The 16,267-nt window shown below is 73.8% G+C and carries 16 protein-coding genes and 2 pseudogenes; 6 read left to right on the top strand and 12 right to left on the bottom strand.

All coding sequences use genetic code 11. The features are described from left to right. Positions 1-1,013: ABC transporter ATP-binding protein (locus AB0M52_RS15985; RefSeq protein WP_363953836.1), on the bottom strand; the 1,013-nt coding region annotated here is incomplete at its 3' end. Between the two features lie 146 nt (positions 1,014-1,159). On the opposite strand from AB0M52_RS15985, the gene AB0M52_RS15980 reads away from it, so the two are divergent. The 3 genes from AB0M52_RS15980 to AB0M52_RS15970 all read left to right on the top strand — a co-directional run bounded on the left by AB0M52_RS15980 (position 1,160) and on the right by AB0M52_RS15970 (position 4,814). Then, positions 1,160-1,789 (top strand): TIGR03085 family metal-binding protein, encoded by a 630-nt coding sequence (locus tag AB0M52_RS15980; protein WP_363953834.1) that lies wholly within the window; start codon positions 1,160-1,162, stop codon positions 1,787-1,789. A 122-nt stretch (positions 1,790-1,911) separates the two neighbouring features. Continuing rightward, positions 1,912-2,850 (top strand): terpene synthase, encoded by a 939-nt coding sequence (locus tag AB0M52_RS15975; RefSeq protein ID WP_363953832.1) that lies wholly within the window; start codon positions 1,912-1,914, stop codon positions 2,848-2,850. Between the two features lie 140 nt (positions 2,851-2,990). Beyond that, positions 2,991-4,814, top strand: coding sequence for a long-chain fatty acid--CoA ligase (locus tag AB0M52_RS15970; RefSeq protein WP_363953830.1), 1,824 nt, complete (start codon positions 2,991-2,993; stop codon positions 4,812-4,814). 83 nt (positions 4,815-4,897) lie between these two features. Here the strand turns inward: AB0M52_RS15970 and AB0M52_RS15965 are convergent, their stop codons facing one another. Next, the gene (locus tag AB0M52_RS15965) at positions 4,898-6,355 is read right to left on the bottom strand and encodes a PLP-dependent aminotransferase family protein (protein ID WP_363953828.1); all 1,458 of its coding nucleotides are present in this window, start codon (positions 6,353-6,355) and stop codon (positions 4,898-4,900) included. A 58-nt stretch (positions 6,356-6,413) separates the two neighbouring features. On the opposite strand from AB0M52_RS15965, the gene AB0M52_RS15960 reads away from it, so the two are divergent. After that, positions 6,414-7,067 carry a hypothetical protein gene (locus AB0M52_RS15960; RefSeq protein ID WP_363953826.1) on the top strand — a complete coding sequence of 218 codons (654 nt, stop codon included), beginning with the start codon at positions 6,414-6,416 and terminating at the stop codon, positions 7,065-7,067. A 140-nt stretch (positions 7,068-7,207) separates the two neighbouring features. Continuing rightward, a complete protein-coding gene (locus AB0M52_RS15955; protein ID WP_363953825.1) occupies positions 7,208-7,669 on the top strand; it encodes a hypothetical protein in 462 nt (153 codons plus the stop codon). A gap of 33 nt (positions 7,670-7,702) precedes the next feature. On the opposite strand, the gene hisF is transcribed toward AB0M52_RS15955, so the two are convergent. From hisF to hisD, 8 genes are all read right to left on the bottom strand, one after another. Continuing rightward, positions 7,703-8,470 carry an imidazole glycerol phosphate synthase subunit HisF gene (gene hisF, locus AB0M52_RS15950; protein ID WP_363953823.1) on the bottom strand — a complete coding sequence of 256 codons (768 nt, stop codon included), beginning with the start codon at positions 8,468-8,470 and terminating at the stop codon, positions 7,703-7,705. Between the two features lie 28 nt (positions 8,471-8,498). Continuing rightward, complete coding sequence (gene priA / locus AB0M52_RS15945) at positions 8,499-9,224, bottom strand: bifunctional 1-(5-phosphoribosyl)-5-((5-phosphoribosylamino)methylideneamino)imidazole-4-carboxamide isomerase/phosphoribosylanthranilate isomerase PriA (RefSeq protein WP_363953821.1); 726 nt, start codon at positions 9,222-9,224, stop codon at positions 8,499-8,501. A 22-nt stretch (positions 9,225-9,246) separates the two neighbouring features. Next, positions 9,247-9,567 carry a hypothetical protein gene (locus AB0M52_RS15940; protein ID WP_363953819.1) on the bottom strand — a complete coding sequence of 107 codons (321 nt, stop codon included), beginning with the start codon at positions 9,565-9,567 and terminating at the stop codon, positions 9,247-9,249. Positions 9,568-9,651: 84 nt separating this feature from the next. Further along, complete coding sequence (hisH, locus tag AB0M52_RS15935) at positions 9,652-10,329, bottom strand: imidazole glycerol phosphate synthase subunit HisH (protein WP_363953817.1); 678 nt, start codon at positions 10,327-10,329, stop codon at positions 9,652-9,654. Continuing rightward, positions 10,326-10,499, bottom strand: coding sequence for a hypothetical protein (locus AB0M52_RS15930; protein ID WP_363953815.1), 174 nt, complete (start codon positions 10,497-10,499; stop codon positions 10,326-10,328). The genes hisH and AB0M52_RS15930 overlap by 4 nt, the downstream gene beginning before the upstream one ends. After that, positions 10,496-11,107 (bottom strand): imidazoleglycerol-phosphate dehydratase HisB, encoded by a 612-nt coding sequence (hisB, locus tag AB0M52_RS15925; RefSeq protein WP_111212536.1) that lies wholly within the window; start codon positions 11,105-11,107, stop codon positions 10,496-10,498. The genes AB0M52_RS15930 and hisB overlap by 4 nt, the downstream gene beginning before the upstream one ends. After that, positions 11,104-12,222: a histidinol-phosphate transaminase gene (locus AB0M52_RS15920; RefSeq protein ID WP_363953813.1), complete on the bottom strand. Its 1,119-nt coding sequence runs from the start codon at positions 12,220-12,222 to the stop codon at positions 11,104-11,106. Before AB0M52_RS15920 ends, hisB begins: the two co-directional genes overlap by 4 nt. Next, entirely contained in the window at positions 12,219-13,541 is a 1,323-nt protein-coding gene (hisD, locus tag AB0M52_RS15915) for a histidinol dehydrogenase (protein WP_363953811.1), read from the bottom strand. Before hisD ends, AB0M52_RS15920 begins: the two co-directional genes overlap by 4 nt. A 107-nt stretch (positions 13,542-13,648) precedes the next feature. Between hisD and AB0M52_RS15910 the strand changes: the two genes are divergently transcribed. Then, positions 13,649-14,350 (top strand): LON peptidase substrate-binding domain-containing protein, encoded by a 702-nt coding sequence (locus tag AB0M52_RS15910; protein ID WP_363953809.1) that lies wholly within the window; start codon positions 13,649-13,651, stop codon positions 14,348-14,350. Positions 14,351-14,624: 274 nt separating this feature from the next. Here AB0M52_RS15910 and AB0M52_RS15905 read toward each other — a convergent pair. Continuing rightward, a pseudogene (locus tag AB0M52_RS15905) lies at positions 14,625-15,155 on the bottom strand (DUF2567 domain-containing protein); the annotation flags it as partial. Between the two features lie 166 nt (positions 15,156-15,321). Beyond that, positions 15,322-16,161 (bottom strand): annotated as a pseudogene (locus tag AB0M52_RS15900) (AAA family ATPase); the annotation flags it as partial. Positions 16,162-16,267 lie beyond the last annotated feature (106 nt).

Raw genomic sequence — 16,267 nt, 5'->3', positions numbered from 1 at the left:
CTACGAAAGGCCGCGCGGCTGCCGATCGCCGCGCTCGTGGCCGGCGCCGTGGCGCTCGGAACGCTTGCCGGCTGCGGGTCGTCCTCCGCCTCGGGAGCTGGCCCCGGGAAGGCCAGCACGGTGAACAGGAAGGCGACGCTGACCAGCTCGGCGACCGAGATGGCGCCCTCCCGCAGTCGGAACGCGCCGACCACCAGCACGGCGAGGGTGCCGAGGCTGGGCAGGGTCTCCAGCATCGGGTCGAAGACGCCCCGCAGCCGGCCGACGGAGATCAGCGCGTCCCGCAGCTGGCCGGCGCGGTCCGCGAACCGGGCGGTCTCCTGCGCCTCCCGGCCCATCGTCTTGACCACCAGCGCGCCGTCGAAGCTCTCGTGCGCGATGCCACTGACCTCCGCCCGCAGCCGCTGGGCGCGGGCCTGGCGCGGGGCCATCCGGCGGGAGTAGGCCACGTTCAGCGCGAACAGCGCCGGGAAGACCGCCAACCCGACCAGCGCGAGCGCCCAGTCGGTGACGAACAGTGCCGCCACCGCACCGACCAGCATCACCAGCGTGCCGACCGCGAAGGGCAGCGGGGCGATCGGATGCCAGGCGGCCTCCACGTCCGAGTTCGCGTTCGACAGCAGGGTGCCGGTGGCGTTGCGGTGATGCCAGGACAGCGGCAGCTCCAGGTAGCGGCGGGTGACCCGGCGCCGGTAGTCGGCCTGGAGGCGGAACTGCATGTATCCCGCGCCGAGCCGCCGCCCGAAGATGCCGACCACCCGCAGCACGCTGATCGCGAACAGCGCCGCGGCCGCCAGGGCGAGCGCGCCCATCGCGACCGAGCCGCTCTCGATCGACGGGACCACGACGTCACCGACCACCCGACCGACCACGAACGCGCTGGCGACCACCATCACGCCGAACAACACGCTGCCGGTCACCGCGACCGCGAAGATCCTCGGCTGTTCCCGGATGGCCCGCCCGAGAACGGCCAGCCCGCGACCGAGCACGTCCCGACTAGTCCCGCTCGCCACATTCTCCCCCGCCGTAAGCCACCGCAATCCTCCCTCATCCTTACCGCTACCCGCCGGTCCCGCCGACCGGCGGTGATATGTCCGACGTCACCCCCGCCGGCCTGCGATCACTGCGCGGCTGCGCCGCGCCGCATACGATCGCCTTCATGTCGCGGTACGCCCGAACGGAGCGCGAGGCGCTCACCGACCTGATGTCGACGCTGGGACCGGACGCCCCGACGATCAACGAGGGCTGGACCACCCGTGATCTTGCCGCGCACCTGGTGGTCCGGGAACGGCGGCCGGACGCCGCGGCGGGCATCGCGCTCGCGCCGCTGCGCGGGTACGCCGAGCGGGTTCGGCGCGAGGTCGCGGCCGGCGACTGGGCCGACCTGCTCGGCCAGGTGCGGCAGCCTCCGGTGTGGAGCCCGGTGAGCAATCCGCTGGCCGACGAGCTGGCCAACACGCTGGAGTTCTTCATCCACCACGAGGACGTACGACGGGCCCAGGCCGGATGGCGGCCCCGGGAGTTGCCCGCCGGGCTGGACCGGGCGCTGTGGCGGCGCAGCTCGACGCTGGCCCGGCTGGCGCTGCGCCGCTTCCCGGCCCAGCTGCTCGTCCAGGCGCCCGGTCACGGCGAGGTCGCCACCGGCCGGGGCGGCGAACCGCTGCGACTGGTGGGCGCTCCGGGCGAGTTGGCCCTGTTCCTGTCCGGCCGGCAGCGGGTGGCGCGGGTGCAGTTGGACGGGGCCACCGGGCCGGCGGAGCGGTTGCGCGGCGCCAAGCTGGGCTTCTAACCCGTTGCGCAGAACCGGTCACGGCGAAATCCGAAACGTTATCCGCCCGGCGGTCCGGTACCACCACCGCTCCCGTACGCTTGCCGCGCCGCTCTGTGGGGGGCGGCGCGACAGGGAGCGCGATGCGGAGCTTTGCGGTCTCGGCCCTGCAGGAACCCCCGTTCGCTGGTGCCCGGCACGACGACACGGAGCGGGTAGCGCGGGAGAGCACGGACTGGGCGCAGGAGCTGGGGCTGATCAGTAACAGCCAACGCCTGCGCCGGGCGGACGCGGCCGGGCTCGCCGGACGGGCCTGTCCGCAGGCCCCGCTGAAGCGCCTGCGCCTGCTGGCCGACCTGATCTCCTGGCTGTTCGTGATGGACGACGCCTGCGACGAGGACGGTCTGGGCGACGACCCGACCCGGCTCGCGCCCACCGTGGCCGCCCTGCTCGATGTGCTGGACCGCCAGGGTGCGCCGGGCGAGGTGCCGACCGGAGTGGCCGGGCCGCTGGGTCGCGCGCTGGCCGACCTGTGCCGGCGGGTCCGGGGGCACCGCCACCCGGCGGTGCTGCTGCGCTTCACCGCCGCCATGCGCACGTACCTGCTCGCGCTCCTCTGGGAGGCGGCCAACCGCGAGCACGACCGGGTGCCCCCGGTGGACGAGTACGTGCAGATGCGCCGGCACACCGGCGGCGTGTACCCGAGCCTCACCCTGACCGACCTGGCCCTGGACGGTTTTCCGCCGGCCGCCCACCGGGCCGACCCCGGCTGGGCCGCGCTGGACCTGCTCGCCGCCGATCTGGTCTGCTGGTGCAACGACGTCTTCTCCTACGGCAAGGAGCACCGGGTCGGGCCGGACGCGCACAACCTGGTCACCGTGCTGGCCCGGGAGACCGGCGACGAGTCGGCCGCCCTGCAGGCCGCCGCCGACCGGTTCAACGACGGGCTCAACGCGTACCTGACCACCGAGAGTGACCTGCTGGCCAGCCACGGCGACGCGGTGCGGCCGGCGCTGGCGGCGCGGCGGAACTGGATCCGGGCCACCTACGACTGGTCACGGGCGGCGGAGCGGTACGCCTGAGACAGCCGTACCATTTGCCGGGACGGGGGCGATGGTTGATCGTCAGGGCTGGCCGATGCAACCGACGCAGGCAATACTCTTCGGTAACGAACACCGACGTGACGACCGTCACGCCTCCACCCCCGAAGGCGGCTACAGCGATGGCTCTCGATGTACCGTACCGTTCCATTCCTGACATGTTCCTCAAGCGCGTGGCAGCGACCCCCGACCGTCACGCTTTCGCCCACCCCGGGCCGGACGACTCGCCGGTCTGGCTGACCTGGGCGCAGGTCGCCGAGCGCGCCAAGGCGGTCGCCGCCGGCCTGCACGGCCTCGGCGTCGGCCCGGAGGACCCGGTGGCGATCCTGGCGAGCACCCGGATCGAGTGGGTGATCGCCGACTTCGGCATCATGTGCGCCGGCGGCGCCACGACCACCGTCTACCCGACCACCGAGCCGGAGGACGCCACCTACATCATCGCCGACTCCGGCTCGAAGGTGCTGTTCGCGGAGAACCCGGCGCAGGCGGCGAAGATCGCCGGAGCGGACCTGCCCGCGCTGACCCACGTGGTCCTCTTCGACGGCGACGCCGACCCGTCGGCGGCGGTGCCCCAGCTGACCCTCGCCGAACTGGAGGCGCAGGGCGCCCAGCGGCTCGCCGAGGACCCCGAGCTGATCGACCGCATCGTGGCCGGCATCGCCCCGGACCACCTGGCCACCCTGATCTACACCTCCGGCACCACCGGCCGGCCCAAGGGGGTCGAGCTGCTGCACGGTGGCTGGTGCTGGGAGGGCGTGGCGCAGGAGGACGTCGGGCTGCTGCGCGACGACGACCTGCAGTACCTCTGGCTCCCGCTGTCCCACTCGTTCGGCAAGACGCTGCTTTGCGGCGCCACCCACGTCGGCCTGCCGACGTACGTCGACGGCCGGGTCGAAAAGCTGGTCGAGCTGCTCTCGGTGGTCCGGCCGACGCTGATGTGCGGGGCGCCCCGGGTCTTCGAGAAGGTCTACAACAAGTCGGTGACCACCGCGCAGGACGCCGGCGGCGCGAAGGCGAAGATTTTCGCCTGGGCCGTCGGTGTCGGCAAGGAGAAGGTCGCCCTGGAGCAGGCCGGCAAGCCGCTGCCCGGCGGGTTGAAGCTCAAGTACTCGGTGGCCGAGAAGCTGGTCTTCAGCAAGATCCAGACCCGCCTCGGCGGCCGGATCCGGGTGCTGGTGTCGGGCGCCGCCCCGCTCAGCCCGGAGATCGCCACCTTCTTCGCCGCGGCGAACCTGCCGATCTCCGAGGGCTACGGGCTGACCGAGTCCAGCGCCGGCAACTTCGTCAACCCGCCGAACGGGCTGCGCATCGGCACCGTCGGCAAGGCGATGGGCGACCTGGAGTGCCGGATCGACACCGACGGCGAGATCCTGGTCAAGGGCCGGCCGGTGATGCGGGGTTACCACAACCTGCCCGAGGAGACCGCCGCCGCGTTCACCGAGGACGGCTTCTTCCGTACCGGTGACATCGGCAGCCTCGACGACGACGGCTACCTGCGCATCACGGACCGGAAGAAGGACCTGGTCAAGACCTCCGGCGGCAAGTACATCGCGCCGTCGTACATCGAGGGCATGTTCAAGGCGACCTGCCCGTACACCTCGCAGGCGATGGTCGTCGGGCAGGCGCGCAACTACTGCACGATGCTGGTCACCCTGGACCCGGACGCCATCGTCGGCTGGGCGGCGGGCACGCCGCTGGAGGGCCGCCCGTACGCCGAGATCGTCGCCTCGCCGGAGGCCGAGGCGATGGTCCAGGAGTACGTCGACCAGCTCAACACCAAGCTCAACCGCTGGGAGACCATCAAGAAGGTCACCATCCTGCCGCGTGACCTGACCATCGAGGACGGCGAGATCACCCCGTCGTTGAAGATCAAGCGCCGCGGGGTGGAGAGCAACTTCTCCGCCGAGATCGACAAGATGTACGCGGGCAGCGTCGCCGAGATCTGACGGTCCGTCCCGCGCCGCCGGCCCCGCGCCCGATCCGGGTGGCGGGGCCGGCGCGTACCCAGGGAGAAAGCGCCACCGCGCGGTCAGGCGATGACGCTGGGCTCCCGCCACCGGGGCAGCCCCGCCCGGTCCAGGTCGTAGCGGACCGCGGCGATCCGCCCGACCGCCTCGACCAGGTCGGCGGCCGGCAGGGTGAACGGCAACCGCAGGAAGCGCTCCAGGGTGCCGTCCAGGCCGAACCGGGGCCCCGGCGCCAGGCGTACGCCGACCTCCTCGGCCGCCCGGGACAACGCGCTGGAGATCGGCCCGTCCAGCTCGGCCCAGAGGGTCACCCCGCCACGGGGGACGGTGACCCGCCACTCCGGCAGCCGGGCGGCCAGCGCGCCGAGCAGCGCGTCCCGCTGAATGGCCAACTGCGCCCGCCGGGCCGCCGCGATGGCCGGCGCGGCGGCCAGCAGGTGCACGGCGACCAACTGGTCCAGCACCGGGCTGGCCATGTCGACGCCGACCCGCACGGCGGCCAACCGCTGCACCTGTGGCGCGGAGGCCCGGATCCAACCGATCCGCAGCCCGCCCCAGAACGGCTTGCTCATCCCGCCGATGCTGATCACCCGGGAGTGCCGGTCGAAGCTCGCGGTCGGCGGCGGCAGCACGGTGCCGTCCAGCGGCAGGTCCACGAAGGACTCGTCGATCACGAGGTCGGTGCCGACGGCGTGCGCGGTGCCCACCAACCGCTCGCGCAGCTCCGCCGGCATCAGGTGGCCGGTCGGGTTCTGGAAGTCGGGGATCAGGTACCCCACCCGCGGGCGCACCTGCCGGAGGGTGCCGAGCAGCAGGTCGGCGTCCCACCCGCTCTCGTCGGCGGCCAGCCCGTAGGTGGTGATCCGGGCCCGCCGGGCGGACAGCGCGGCAAGGGCGTTGGGGTAGCTCGGCGACTCGACCAGCACGCCGCCGCCGGGGGCGAGGGCCAGCCGCAGCACCAGGTCCAGAGCGTGCTGCGTGCCGTTGGTGACCATGATCTGGTCGGGAGAGGTGGGCAGGCCCCGGTCGGTGTACCCCTGGGCGACCGCCTCGCGCAGCTCGATGAGCCCGATCGGGTGGTATCCGGCTCCGCCGAGGTAGCGGGGCAGGTCCTCGGCCGCCGCCCGGGCGGCCGGCAACAGCTCGGGCGGGGCGGCCAACGCCGCCACCCCGAGGTCGAGCATGTCCCGGTCGTCCAGCGGGATCCACAGCCCGTTGCTGGCCACCCGGTGGGTCCCCGGCAACATGGTCCAGCTCCCCGCGCCCCGCCGGCTGGCCAGATGCCCGCTGTCGCGCAGCTCGCGGTACGCGGCGGTGACGGTGGTACGGCTGATCCGCAGCGCCTCGGCCAGATCGCGCTCGGCCGGCAGGCGTACGCCCAGCGGCAGCCGGCCGTCGGCGAGCAGACCGCGTACGGCGCCGGCCAGCGCCGCGTAGTCGGGGCTGCGCCGCCGACCGGGAAGGGCGTGCCATTGCCCGAGCAAACGGGCCAATTGCACTCCGCGCACCTGACTTCCCATGGCCACTCCCCCGATATTGGCTCTTTATGGGTGCCAATTGGCCCCTAGGGTGGCATGCGTGACAATGATTGGCAACCTCCGGCACCGGCCGGTCCGGCGACTCACCCAGTTGTTCGCCGGGCTCTCCCTCTACGGGATCAGCATGGCGCTGATGATCCGCTCCGGGCTCGGCCTGAACCCGTGGGACGTCTTCCACCAGGGGCTCTCCCAGTTGACCGGACTGACCATGGGCACCGTGGTCATCGCGGTCGGCGTACTGGTGCTGCTGGCCTGGATCCCGCTGCGGCAGCGCCCTGGCCTCGGCACCCTGGCCAACGTCGTGGTGGTCGGTCTGGCGGTCGACGCGACGCTGGCTCTGCTGCCGCCCGGTGGGCCGCTCGCCGCCAGGATCGCGCTGCTGGTCTGCGGCATCGTCGGAAACGGCGCGGCCACCGCGCTCTACCTCGGCGCCCGGCTCGGCCCCGGCCCCCGGGACGGTTTGATGACCGGCTTCGTCGCCCGCCGGCCCGGCCGGTCACTGCGCCTCGTCCGCACCGCCATCGAGATCGCGGTGCTGGCGGTGGGCGCACTGCTCGGCGGGACGATCGGCATCGGCACGATCGCCTACGCGCTGACCATCGGACCGCTGGCCCAGCTGTTCCTGCCGATCTTCGACGTGCCCGAGCCAACCCACCCACCAGCACCGCGTTCCGAGCCCGCCCGGGCCGCCTGAGGGCTTCGCGTGAACACCGCCGGCTCGCCGCCGGCATTGGCGAAACCCGCCCGGCAACCCGGCGAAGCCATCGCGTCACGGCGAGTAACAGTGGGGCAGGTGGTGTTTTCTTGAGCCGGGTCGCCCGGCAGAATCTCCGCATGGGGGAGAACGCCTGGCGGCGCACCGACGCATGGATCTTCGTTTCGTTGGTGATCGCCAGCGGTGCCGGACGGCACCGGCGCTCCCCGACCACCCGCCGCCCCGAGGGCGTACGGCTCGCCGACGTGCTCTCCACCGCCGACCACCTCGACCACACGATTCCTGAGCGGCACGACATCGAGGAGGCGATCCGGCGGCTGCTCGGCGCCGGCCTGGTCGACGTCTCCGACGGCTGGTTCCGGATCACCCCCGCCGGGGAACGGCTCTGGCGGTCACGACCCAGCGCCGGCCTGGCCACCACCGTCGACACCGTGCAGGGCGTGCTCAGCCGCCGGCACACCCCGGGCACCGCGGAGTGGCACCTCGACGAGGCCGAGCACACGGCGGCCGTGCAGGAGTATCTGGTGCGGTCCATCCCGATGCCCCGGCGCTCCCCCGAGGGCCACTCCGGCCGGGGCTGAGCGGCCGGGGCGAACCGCCGACGCGGTCGCCGGTCAGCGGACGGGGTGGCCCGCGCCGCGCAGCGCGTCCTTGACCTGGGCGACGGTCAGTTCCCCGAAGTGGAAGACGCTGGCGGCGAGCACCGCGTCGGCCCCGGCGCCGATCGCCGGCGGAAAGTGGGCCACCTCGCCCGCGCCACCGCTGGCCACCACCGGCACCTCGACCACCCGGCGCACCGCGTCGATCAGTTCCAGGTCGAAGCCGGCCTTGGTGCCGTCGGCGTCCATCGAGTTCAGCAGGATCTCGCCCGCGCCCAGCTCGGCGCCGCGCCGCGCCCACCACACCGCGTCCAGCCCGGTGCCCCGCCGGCCGCCGTGCGTGGTGACCTCGAAGCCACTGGGGGTGGTACCGGCCGGGGCCCGCCGCACATCCAACGAGAGCACCAGCACCTGCCGGCCGAACCGGTCCGCGATCTCCGCAATCAGCTCGGGCCGGGCGATCGCCGCCGTGTTCACCCCGACCTTGTCGGCGCCGGCACGCAGCAGCGTGTCCACGTCGGCCACCGTGCGGACACCCCCGCCGACGGTCAGCGGGATGAAGACCGACTCCGCCGTGCGCCGGACCACGTCGAGCATGGTGCCCCGGTCGCTGGACGAGGCGGTGACGTCGAGGAAGGTCAGCTCGTCCGCGCCGGCCCGGTCGTACGCCGCCGCCAGCTCGACCGGATCGCCGGCGTCGCGCAGATCGAGGAAGTTGACCCCCTTGACCACCCGACCCGCGTCCACGTCGAGACAGGGGATCACCCGAACCGCCACCGTCATGCCGAAAGCCTATCGCTGCGTCCGCCGGTCACGCCTCGGCGAGGGCGGCCAGGGCCTCGGCGACGGTGAACGCCCCCGCGTAGAGCGCCTTGCCGGCGATCACGCCTTCCACCCCGATCGGTTCCAGCGTGGCCAGCGCGCGCAGGTCGTCCAGCGTCGAGACGCCGCCGGAGGCAATCACCGGGGCGTCGGTACGGGCGCACACCTCCCGCAGCAGGTCCAGGTTCGGCCCGCGCATGGTGCCGTCCTTGGTGATGTCGGTGACCACGTACCGGGCGGCGCCGGCCTTGTCGAGCCGCTCCAGCACGTCGTACAGGTCGCCGCCGTCGCGGGTCCATCCCCGGGCCGCCAGGGTGCGGCCCCGCACGTCCAGCCCGATCGCGACCCGGTCGCCGTACTCGCCGCAGATCCGGTCGCACCACACCGGATCCTCCAGCGCGGCGGTGCCGATGTTGACCCGGGCGGCGCCGGTGGCCAGCGCGGCCCGCAGCGATGCGTCGTCGCGGATGCCGCCGGACAGCTCCACCCGCACGTCGAGGCGGCGCACCACGTCGGCGAGCAGCTCGGCGTTGGAGCCCCGACCGAACGCCGCGTCGAGGTCGACCAGGTGGATCCACTCGGCGCCGTCGCGCTGCCACGCCAGGGCGGCGTCCAGCGGGTCGCCGTAGGTGGTCTCGCTGCCCGCGGCGCCCTGCACGAGCCGGACGGCCTGGCCGTCGGCGACGTCCACGGCGGGCAACAGGGTGAGGCTCACGTGTCTTGTCCTCTCGCGTTCATCAACGGCGGTCCAGGGCGATCACCACGATCACCGGAAGTACCAGCAACAACAGCGCCACCAACCCGATGCGCAGCCCAGGGTCGGGCACGAGCACCCAGATCAGGATGATCGCCGCCAGGGTCAGCGCCACGATCGCGGACCGTTCGCCCCGCGAGTACCTCCGCAGGCGTCCGGTCCGACCGCGTCGCACGGTCGGCGCGAGCCGGCGGGCCAGCGCCCGGCGCCGGGCCCGGCGGGCAAGCGTGCGTTCCCGGACCACCTGGCGACGGGCCGCCTCCGCCTCGCGGGCCGCCCGGCGCTGGGCCCGTTCCTTGCTCATCGCGACCTCCAGCGCGACCGGCCCGACGGCTCAGCCGGCACCGACCGGCCCGACGGCTCAGCCGGCCACGACCGGCCCACCGGCTCAGCCACCGGCGGGCACGGTGGCCAGCCAGTTGCGCAGCAACGCGGCACCGGTGTCGGCGGACTTCTCGGGGTGGAACTGGGCGGCCGACAGCGGGCCCCGTTCCACCGCGGCGACGAAGTCGGTCTCGTGGTGCGCCGTGGTGACCTTGGCACCGGCCCCGACCAGGGCGGCGGCGTCACTGACGGCGTACGAGTGGACGAAGTAGAACCGGCTGCCCGCGGGCAGCCCGGCGAACAGCACCGAGTCCACCGGCGGCTGCACCGTGTTCCAACCCATGTGCGGCAACCGGGCGGCGGCGAGCCGGGTGACGCTACCCGGCAGCAGCCCCAGGCCCTTGGTGACCAGCCCGTGCTCGTCACCGAGTTCGAAAAGGACCTGCATGCCCACGCAGATGCCCAGCACCGGACGGCCGGCGGCGACCCGCTCGGCGATCACCGGCCCGGCACCGATCGCCTCGATGCCGGCCATGCAGGCGGCGAAGGCACCCACCCCGGGCACCACCAGCCCGTCGGCGTCGGCCGCGGCGGCCAGGTCGCCGGTGACCAGCACGTCGGCACCGGCGGCGGCCAGCGCCCGTTCGGCGGAGCGCAGGTTGCCCGAGCCGTGGTCCAGCACCACGACCCGGCGCCGGTCACCCCCGTCGCCGGGCGGTCGGCCGATGCTCCGGTCCGTCACGACCCCTCCCCGGGCAGCAGCCACAGCACCCCGGCGACCGTGGCCAGTACGGCCAGCAGCCCGGTGACCACCACCGCGCCGCGCGGCGCCCCCTGCCGGTGCAGGGACAGCGTCCCGCCGACCAGGACCCCGGCCAGGATCAGCAGCAGCGTCGGCAGCGCGCCACTCACAGCGCCCCCTTGGTGCTGGGGATCGCGCCGGCTGCCCGCGGGTCCACGGCGGTGGCCTCCCGCAGCGCCCGGGAGACCGCCTTGAACTGCGCCTCCACCACGTGGTGGGCGTCCGGGTGGCCGCCCGGGCGGGCCGCCCGCAGCACGTCCACGTGCAGGGTGATCCGGGCCGCCTGGCCGAAGGACTCCCAGATGTGCCGGGTCATGCTGGTCGGGTAGACCGGCCCGATGTACGGCGCCAGCGGCGGCTCGTCGTGCACCACGTACGGCCGGCCGGACAGGTCGACGGCGGCGCGGACCAGCACCTCGTCCATCGGGACGGTGGCCGAGCCGTACCGGCGGATGCCGGCCTTGTCCCCCAGCGCCTGGTCGAACGCGGCGCCGAGAGCCAACGCGGTGTCCTCCATCGTGTGGTGGGCGTCGATCTCCAGGTCGCCCACCGTCTGCACGGTCAGGTCGAAGCCGCCGTGCCGGGCGATCTGGTGCAGCATGTGGTCGTAGAAGCCGACCCCCGTGCTGATCTCGGCCACACCGGTGCCGTCGAGGTCGATCTCGACCAGGACCTTGGTCTCCTTGGTGATCCGCTCCACCCGGGCGGTCCGGCTCATGCTGTGCCTTTCGGTCGCGGCTGCGGGGCGGGCGGGCCCTCGCGCTGAATCCTGTCGATGGCGGCAAGGAAGGCGTCGGTCTCGGCCAGGGTGCCGGCGGTGACCCGCAGCCAGCCGGGCAGGCCGACGTCGCGGACCAGCACACCGTGGGTAAGCATGGCTTGCCAGGCGACCGCCTGGTCGCCGCCGACCTCGTACAGCACGAAGTTGGCGTCGCTGTCGGCGACCCGCAGGCCACGGCGGCGCAGCTCGGTGACGATCCGGTCGCGCTGTTCCATGATCGCGGTAACCGTACCGAGCAGGGCGTCGCGGTGCGCCAGCGCGGCCCGGGCCGCGGCCTGGGTGAGCGCGGAGAGGTGGTACGGCAGGCGGACCAACTGCACCGCCGACACCACGGCCGGGTCGGCCGCCAGGTAGCCCAGCCGCCCGCCGGCGAACCCGAACGCCTTGCTCATCGTGCGGGTCACCACCAGCCGCGGGTGCCCGGGCAGCACCGCCAGGGCGCTCACCGTGCCCGGGCGGGCGAACTCCGCGTACGCCTCGTCGACCACCACCATCCCCGGCGCGACGTCGAGCACGGCGCTGATCACGGCCGGGTCGAGCGCGGTCCCGGTGGGGTTGTTCGGCGAGCAGAGGAAGACCACGTCCGGGCGGTGCTCGCGGACCTGGGTCACCGCCTCGTCGGCGGTCAGTCCGAAGTCGACGCCCCGGCGGGCGGGCACCCACCGGGTGCCGGTGCCCAGCGCCAGCAACGGGTGCATCGAGTACGCCGGGGTGAACCCGAGCGCGGTGCGCCCGGGACCACCGAACGCCTGGAGCAGCTGCTGCTGGACCTCGTTGGAGCCGTTGGCCGCCCAGACCCCGTCGACGGCGAGGCCGTGGCCGAGGTACCCGGCCAGGTCGGCGCGCAGCGCCACCGCGTCCCGGTCCGGGTAGCGGTTGAGGTCACGCAGCTCGGCCGCGAGAGCCTTGCCGATCGCCTCGACCACCGGCTCCGGCACCGGGTAGGAGTTCTCGTTGGTGTTCAGCCGCACCGGCACATCCAGCTGCGGCGCACCGTACGGCGACAGCCCGCGCAGGTCGTCGCGGAGCGGCAGGTCGTCGAGGCCGGTCATGGCTGGCCACCGGCGAACCGGGCACTGACCGCCTGGCCGTGCGCCGGCAGGTCCTCCACGTTCGCCAGGGTTACCACGTGCGGCGCGACCTCCCGCAGCGCCGCCTCGGTGTACTCCACCAGGTGGATGCCGCGCAGGAACGACTGCACCGACAGCCCGGACGAGTGCCGGGCGCAGCCGCCGGTGGGCAGCACGTGGTTGGAGCCGGCGCAGTAGTCGCCCAGCGACACCGGCGAGTACGCGCCCACGAAGATCGCGCCGGCGTTGCGTACCCGCATCGCCCACTTGCGGGCGTCGGCGCACTGGATCTCCAGGTGCTCCGCCGCGTGCGCGTCGACCACCCGCAGCCCCGCCGCCAGGTCGTCGACCAGCACGACGCCGCTCTGCTCACCGCGCAGGGCGGTGTCGACCCGCTCGGCGTGCTTGGTGGCCGGCACCTGCCGGGCCAGCTCCCGGTCCACCGCGTCGGCCAGCTCGACCGACGGGGTGACCAGCACACTGGCGGCGAGCGGATCGTGCTCGGCCTGGCTGATCAGGTCGGCGGCGACGTGCACCGGGTCGGCGGTGTCGTCGGCCAGGATCGCGATCTCGGTCGGGCCGGCCTCGGCGTCGATGCCCACCACGCCGCGCAGCAGCCGCTTCGCGGCGGTGACCCAGATGTTGCCCGGGCCGGTGATCATGTCCACCGGGTCGCAGTGCGCGCTGCCCGCGGCGTCGACGGCGCAGCCGTACGCCAGCATTGCCACGGCCTGGGCGCCGCCGACGGCGTAGACCTCGTCGACGCCGAGCAGCGCGCAGGCGGCGAGCACCCGCGGATCGGGCAGGCCGCCGTTGTCCTTCTGCGGCGGGCTGGCCACCACCAGCGACCGGACGCCGGCCGCCTGGGCGGGCACCACGTTCATCACCACAGTCGACGGATACATGGCCAGGCCACCGGGGACGTAGAGGCCGACCCGCTCGACCGGGACCCAGCGTTCGGTGACCGTGCCGCCCGGCACCACCTGGGTGGTGTGGTCGGCGCGCCGCTGGTCGTCGTGCACCTTGCGGGCGCGGGCGATCGACTCCAGCAACGCGGCGCGGACCTGCGGATCCAGCGTGTCCTGCGCCGCGGCGATCACCTCGGCGGGCACCCGCAGCACCTCCGGGGCCACCCCGTCGAACCGCTCGCTGGCCTCGCGGACCGCCTGGTAGCCATGCTCGCGGACCGCCGCCACCAGGGGACGGATCTGCTCGACGGCCACCGAAACGTCGAGCTGGGCGCGAGGCAGCAGGTGGCGCGGGTCGGGCGCGCCACCGCGCAGGTCGATGCGGTTCAACACCCCTGCGAGTCTAGGCGGCCCGCCGCCGGGCCGGACCGCGCCGCCCGCAGGCCGGGACGGTGAGCCGGGACACGCCGGACGCCGCCGGTGGGGCTACCCTCGATCACGTGACCGCACGGCTGCCGGTGTTCCCGCTCGCCATGGTGCTCTTCCCCGGGCTGGTGCTGCCGCTGCACATCTTCGAGGAGCGCTACCGGGCCCTGGTCCGGCACCTGGTCGGGCTGCCCGAGGGCGCGCCACGCGAGTTCGGCGTGGTGGCCATCCGCAGCGGCTGGGAGGTCGAGCCCACCTCGGGGCAGATCGCCCCCGGCACCGGCGAGGTGACGCTGCACGAGGTGGGCTGCACCGCGGAGCTGCGGCAGGTCACCGAGCTGGCCGACGGGGGCTTCGACATCGTCACCGTGGGGCGGCGACGGTTCCGGTTGGCGGAGGTGGACCACCACTCCGCGCCGTACCTGACCGCCGAGGTGCGGTGGCTGCCCGAGCCGACCGGCCCGGACGAGGCGGCCGGCCTGCTGGCGGCGCGGGTTATCGCGGTCTTCCGGCAGTATCTCGGCCTGATCCAGGTCGAGTCTGGCCAGCTGACCGAGCAGCTGCCGGAGGACCCGACCGTGCTCTCCCACCTGGTGGCCGCGACCGCGGCACTGACCGTGGCGGACCGGCAACGCCTACTCGCCATCGACGACACGGCGGCCCGGCTGCGCGCCGAGCTGAACCTGCTCAACCGCGAGGCGGCTCTGCTGCGCCAGGTACGGGCGGTTCCGGTGCCGCTGGCGGAGCTGGCGAAGGCGCCGCCGGCCCCGAACTGACCCCACCCGGGCCCGACCCGTCGCCGACCCGCTCCTCGGCCGGCCGCTCGCCGCCGGCCGCCGGCCCGACCAGGCCGTCCCCCACGCCGGCCGGCGGCCCGAACGTGCCGTCCCCCGCGCCGGCCGCCGGATGACCGGTCACGCCCACCGGCGGGTAACCGTGCGATCCGACGCCGCCCGGCGGATAACCGCCCGGCCCGACACCGAGCGGCGGGTAGCCGCCGGGCCCCGGACCGCCCGACGGGTAGCCGACGGCCGGGCCGAACCAGGTCGCGTCGGGCTCCGGCTCGGGTCGCAGCGACGGCCACCGCGACCAGCCGGCCAGCATGGTGTACACCACCGCGGCGCCGAACGACGGCAGCAGCAGGTTGCCGTACGGCACCGGCAGCACCCCGAGGAACAGGTCGATTCCGCCCGCGCGCAGGTCGGCCGGCTTGGTGAAGGCCGTCCCGTCCGGGGCCGTCTCCAGCAGGCGCTGGTAGGTGCTCAGCCCGACCCGACGCCCGACCTGCCAGGCGACCGCTGCGGTGGCGAGCGCGCCGGCCACCACCACGACCAGCCCGACCGGCCCCCGGTGGCGGCGCAGCACGAACCACACCGCGAGCGCGGCGAGCACTCCGAAGCCCAACCCGAGCAGGCTGAACCAGCCGTCGGCGGCGATCGGCTGCTCCGGCTGGGCCTGGCCGTAGACCGCACCGTCAGCGGTCTTGACCACCGGGGTGGCCGGGGCGACCGCCGCCCAGAGCAGCCCCAGCGGGGCACCCAGCAGGCCCAGGACGAGCACCGTCGCCGCTCCGGCCGCCGCCGTGCGGGCGGGCCTGTGCGGCGGATCCGCCGGCACCGGTGGGACGGTCGGCAATGCCGGTACGGGTGGTTCGGCGGCGGGGGTGTCCGGGCTCACCCGATGATCCTCGCAGTTCCCGGCGCGAGCCGTACACGGTGTCGCCACTCAGGAAATCTTCGACAATCGTTCAGCGGGCGAACGGCTCCAGCATCGCCGACGCCGCCCGCAGCCACGCCTGCCGGGTCTCGGCCTGGAGCTGGTGGTATTCGATCGAGGAACCGGTCTCCAGAGCCGGGTCGTACGGCACCACGGCCACCGCCCGGGTGCGGGTGGCGAAGTGGCGCTCCAGGTCGTCCTGCAACGGCAGCCGGCCCGGGGTGGGGCAGGAGATCAAGGTGACCGCGTTGTCGGCCAGCTCACCCATCCCCTCCTCGTGCAGCAGGTCGAGCATCCAGTCCGCGCTGAACGCGGCGTCCTCGCGGGGCACGGTGGTGACCACCAACTGGTCGGCGGCCTGCATCACGGTGCGCCAGTTCGGACTCTCCACGTTGTTGCCGGTGTCCACGCAGATCACGGCGTGGGTGCGGCGCAGCAGCTCCAGCACCCGCTTGACGGTGAACTGGTCCAGCCGCTGAGCGAACCGCGGGCTCTCCTCGCCGGCCAGCACGTCGTACGAGCCGTCGGAGGCGTGCCGCAGGTAGTCGTCGAGGATCTCCAGCAGGTCGGCGCCCTCCCGGATCTCGATCTGGACGAGATCGGCGACCAGATGCCGGATCGTGCGGGCGTGCCGGGCGCTGCCGGCGCGCAGCCCGAGAGTGCCCCGCAGCTCGTTGTCGTCCCAGGCCAGCACGCCACGGCCGCGCACGCTGCCGACGGTGGCCGCGGCCAGGACGGTCGCCGTGGTCTTGTGCACGCCACCCTTGGGGTTGGCGAAGGCGACCACCCGCGGCGTGCCCAGATCCCGGCGGAGCACTCCGGCGGCCCGTTCGAGTTCGCTCTCGGCGCTCTGCGGACGCCACTCGATCCGCCCGGACCGGCCAGGTACGGCTGGACCATGGTCACCCGGCCGGCGGCACCGAGCCGGTGCACGTGGGCCAGGGCGAGTTCCCGGTGAAGCGGGTCGGCCAGGTCGT

The organism is Micromonospora sp. NPDC051296 (genome assembly GCF_040682255.1).
Lineage (GTDB): Bacteria > Actinomycetota > Actinomycetes > Mycobacteriales > Micromonosporaceae > Micromonospora > Micromonospora craterilacus.
This window is presented reverse-complemented; position numbering and strand designations above follow the sequence as displayed.

Bases quoted from the DNA above. Each gene is read 5' to 3' on its own strand.
- AB0M52_RS15920 (WP_363953813.1), bottom strand. From the start codon at position 12,222: ATGACCGGCCTCGACGACCTGCCGCTCCGCGACGACCTGCGCGGGCTG.
- AB0M52_RS15955 (WP_363953825.1), top strand. From the start codon at position 7,208: ATGGGGGAGAACGCCTGGCGGCGCACCGACGCATGGATCTTCGTTTCG.
- AB0M52_RS15965 (WP_363953828.1), bottom strand. From the start codon at position 6,355: ATGGGAAGTCAGGTGCGCGGAGTGCAATTGGCCCGTTTGCTCGGGCAA.
- hisB (WP_111212536.1), bottom strand. From the start codon at position 11,107: ATGAGCCGGACCGCCCGGGTGGAGCGGATCACCAAGGAGACCAAGGTC.
- AB0M52_RS15975 (WP_363953832.1), top strand. From the start codon at position 1,912: ATGCGGAGCTTTGCGGTCTCGGCCCTGCAGGAACCCCCGTTCGCTGGT.
- hisF (WP_363953823.1), bottom strand. From the start codon at position 8,470: ATGACGGTGGCGGTTCGGGTGATCCCCTGTCTCGACGTGGACGCGGGT.
- AB0M52_RS15970 (WP_363953830.1), top strand. From the start codon at position 2,991: ATGGCTCTCGATGTACCGTACCGTTCCATTCCTGACATGTTCCTCAAG.
- AB0M52_RS15940 (WP_363953819.1), bottom strand. From the start codon at position 9,567: ATGAGCAAGGAACGGGCCCAGCGCCGGGCGGCCCGCGAGGCGGAGGCG.
- AB0M52_RS15980 (WP_363953834.1), top strand. From the start codon at position 1,160: ATGTCGCGGTACGCCCGAACGGAGCGCGAGGCGCTCACCGACCTGATG.